Origin of the sequence: Bacillus cereus (assembly GCF_015071065.1) — a bacterium.
In the GTDB taxonomy this organism is placed as follows: Bacteria; Bacillota; Bacilli; order Bacillales; family Bacillaceae_G; genus Bacillus_A; species Bacillus_A cereus_BA.
This window is the reverse complement of record NZ_VOVA01000081.1, coordinates 1-725: the sequence shown is the minus strand read 5'-3', so window position 1 is coordinate 725 and position 725 is coordinate 1. Positions and strand designations below refer to the sequence as shown.

Here is a 725-nt window from a genome sequence, read left to right as displayed (position 1 = left end):
CAAACCTTTTCCTGTTTCTTTGTATGCATTATCCCATAGAGATAGGAAATGATTGAATACAAAACGAGAACAACCAATTGTTTTATTGATTAGGGTCGCTTGTGCTTTATTTGGATAGATACGAAATTTATATGCTTTATTGATCATCATTCATTTCACCTCCATTTCGATATGTGTCTATTATACAACAAACGTACATTCGGTAGGTAGTGAAGTAACACTTTATGCATGTCGTACAATTAAGATGGCTTTCTGCCATCCCTTGCTCGAAGCCAATTCATCTCCCACCTACTCACTTCGCGTTCCTTGAGGAAGGAGTCTTCTTGGCTAAAATGATAAAATCGATTCGTATCCCCAGCACTAAAAAGTATCTAGTCATTCCCTTCTCGAAAAAGAAACAAACCCATTAGTAGGATTCATGCTTATCGACAACTGTAAAAAACAGGGTTTTTGTCAACATAGAATCCATTGGTAGCCATGTTACAAGAAACAATCAGTCATAGTACACCGCAAATCAAACTGGAATATGTTGATTAATTAAAGAGGAGAAGATGGTATTATTAAACCAATTTTATATTTAAATGAAAAATCCACACTTAACTAGACTCATATACTCACACCATCCCTTCTAGACGAGCATAGAATGTACTAACGAACGAAAGGGGGTAATTTTTATGGGTTTTGGTTTTGGTGGAGATTGTGATTTCAACAGATGTGATGATCGG

General features: G+C 36.0%; 1 protein-coding gene. It reads right to left on the bottom strand.

Annotation, left to right across the window (positions count from 1 at the left end):
* On the bottom strand, positions 1-150 hold a 150-nt coding region (locus tag FT637_RS29555), incomplete at its 3' end, for a helix-turn-helix domain-containing protein (RefSeq protein ID WP_193649254.1).
* Positions 151-725 lie beyond the last annotated feature (575 nt).